At 75.6% G+C, this 1961-nt stretch carries 1 protein-coding gene; it reads left to right on the top strand.

Annotated elements, in window-relative coordinates; genetic code table 11:
* On the top strand, positions 1–1961 hold a 1961-nt coding region (locus GUY61_RS37855), incomplete at both ends, for a non-ribosomal peptide synthetase (protein WP_166634819.1).

Genomic DNA, 1961 nt, shown 5'->3' with positions numbered 1-1961 from the left:
GATCAGGACCGTCCTCGACGACAGCGGGGCCGCACTCGTCCTCGTCCGCGGCGACCGGGCCGCCGTACCGCACACGACACCAGTGCTCGACCTCGACGCGGAGCGCGCCCGCACCGCGGCCCTGCCCGACGACGACCTGGGGCTGCCCACCGGACCCGACGACCTCGCCTACGTCATCTACACCTCCGGCTCCACCGGCCGGCCCAAGGGCGTGGCCGTCCGGCACGGCGGGATCACCGGCTACCTGGCCGCCCTCACCGGCACCTTCGCCCTGGACGAGCGGGACGTGGTGCTTGCCCGAACCGCGCTCACCTTCGACCCCTCCGTCCGCGATCTGTTCGCCCCCCTGAGCACCGGCGGACGCGTGATCGTCGCCTCCGACGACCAGGCCCGGGACCCTGGGGCGCTGCTCACCCTCATGGAGGAACATCACGTCACCGCGGTCCTTTCCGTGGTGCCCTCGATGCTCGGTGAACTCGCCGCCGCCGCGACGCGGCCGCTGCGCGCGCCGCTGCGGCTGGTCATGACCACCGGCGAGGCGCTCACCGCGGGCTGTGCCCGCGAGGTCCGCCGCCTCGGCGACGGCATCCGGCTGGTCAACCAGTACGGGCCCACAGAGTGCACCAACACCTCCACCTACCATGTCGTCACCGACGAGGACATCGACAGCGGCCGCATCCCCATCGGGCGTCCGCTGCCCGGCGTGCGCTGCCTGGTCCTCGGCGAGCACCTGGAACCGCTGCCCACCGGGGCGGTCGGCGAACTCTTCGTCGCCGGACCGGGAGTGGCCCGCGGCTACCTCGGCGACCCGGGCCGCACCGCCGCCGCCTGCCTGCCCGATCCCTACGGCCCCGGCGGCGGGCGCATGTACCGTACGGGCGACCTGGTGCGCCGCAGTGCGGACGGCACCCTGGAGTTCCACGGCCGGCGCGACAACCAGGTGAAGGTCCGCGGCCACCGCATCGAACTCGGCGAGGTCGAGGCGGCCCTCCTGCGCCACCCCCAGGTGGCGCGGGCCGTCGCGGCGGCCCACGGACAGGGAGCCGACCGGGAACTCGTCGGCTACGTCGTGTGGCGCGCCGAGGGCGACCGCGCCGGGCTGCGCGACTTCCTGCGCACCTCCCTGCCCGAGGCCATGGTGCCCGCCGTCCTCGTCGAACTCGACGCCCTGCCGCAGCTGCCCAACGGCAAGGTGGACCGGGCGGCTCTGCCCGCCCCCGACGGGGAGCGCGGGCACCGCGCGTACACCGCGCCGCGCACCGGACTCGAGCGCGCCGTGGCCGCCGTGTGGGCCGAGGTCCTCGGCCGCGGCCCGATCGGGGCGCACGACCACTTCTTCGAGCTCGGCGGCCACTCCCTGCGCGCCGCGCGCATGGTCTCCCGGCTGCGGGAGGTACTGGGGCGCGAGGTCCCCCTGCACCTGCTGTTCCAGCACCCGGTGCTGGCGGACTTCGCCCGCTTCCTGGACGGCGCCGACCGGGCCGCGGCCGGGATCCCGCCCCTGCCCGAGGGCCCGGCGCCCCTGTCGTTCGGGCAGCAGCGGCTCTGGCTGCTGGACCAGCTCCAGCCGGGGCGGCCCGACTACAACATGCCGACCGCGGTGCGGTTCACCGGCCCCCTCGACCACGACGCGGCGCTGGCCGCTCTGCGTACGGTGGTCGAACGGCACACCGTGCTGCGGTCCCGGATCGCCGTCGGCCCCGACGGCCCCCGCCAGCAGGCCGAGCCGGCCGCGGTGTTCGTACCCGAGACGACCGACCTGTCGGACCTGGGCCCCGAGCGGGCCGAGGCCCGCGCCCGGGAGCTGGCAGAGGCCGACGCCGCCCGCCCGTTCGACCTCGCCCGGGCACCCCTGCTGCGCGCCCGCCTGGTCCGGCTCGCGGCCGAGGAGCACCTGCTCGTCGTGGTCGTCCACCACATCGCCTTCGACGGCTGGTCGGTCGGAGTGTTCTGGGCCGAGT

The sequence above is a fragment of the Streptomyces sp. GC420 genome (genome assembly GCF_009916105.1).
GTDB lineage: Bacteria > Actinomycetota > Actinomycetes > Streptomycetales > Streptomycetaceae > Streptomyces.
This window is presented reverse-complemented; position numbering and strand designations above follow the sequence as displayed.